Here is an 841-nt window from a genome sequence, read left to right as displayed (position 1 = left end):
TGACCGACGATCAGCAGTCCACCGTCCTGTACGAGGTGAAGGACCGCAAGGCGTACCTCACCCTCAACCGGCCCGGCCGGCTCAACGCGATCGACTTCCGGATGCCCGGTGACATCGCGGCCGCCGTCCGGCGCGCCAACGACGACCCCGGCGTGCACGTCATCGTGCTCCAGGGAGCGGGCCGGGCCTTCTGCTCCGGATACGACCTGAAGATCTCCGCCGAGGACGGCCAGGGCACCCAGGGCGCCGCCGACGGCACCCCGGTGTGGGATCCCATCAAGGACTTCGCCTGGATGAAGGGCTTCACCGACGACTTCTTCACCCTGTGGCGGTCACTGAAGCCCACCATCGCCAAGGTGCACGGCCATGCCGTCGCCGGCGGCAGCGACATCGCCCTGTCCTGCGACCTGGTCGTCATGGCCGAGGACGCGCGGATCGGCTACATGCCCGCACGGGTGTGGGGCTGCCCGACCACCGCGATGTGGGTGTACCGGCTGGGCGCCGAGCGCGCCAAGCGGATGCTGCTGACCGGGGACACCATCGACGGCCGCACCGCAGCGGACTGGGGCCTGGTGCTGGACGCCGCGCCGCCGCAGGACCTGGACGCGCGCGTGGAGGAACTGGCCGACCGGATCGCGGGGGTGCCGGTCAACCAGCTCGCCATGCAGAAGCTGATGATCAACCAGGCCTACGACAACATGGGCCTGCACGGCACCCAGATCCTGGCCACCCTCTTCGACGGCATCACCCGGCACTCACCGGAGGGCCGCTGGTTCCAGCAGTTCGCCGCCACCCACGGCTTCCACGAGGCGGTCAAGTGGCGCGACTCGGGCCGCTGGAT

Annotated in this window: 1 protein-coding gene; it reads left to right on the top strand. The window is 69.9% G+C overall.

The genetic code is table 11. The annotated features are described in order from the left end of the window. A partial coding sequence (locus tag ACP4J3_RS50805; RefSeq protein WP_426545107.1) for a crotonase/enoyl-CoA hydratase family protein occupies positions 1 to 841 on the top strand: 841 nt, incomplete at both ends.

Source organism: Streptomyces sp. UG1 (assembly GCF_049974585.1).
GTDB lineage: Bacteria > Actinomycetota > Actinomycetes > Streptomycetales > Streptomycetaceae > Streptomyces.
Note: the sequence above shows the minus strand (reverse complement) of the source record. Positions and strands in the feature narration are given on the sequence as shown.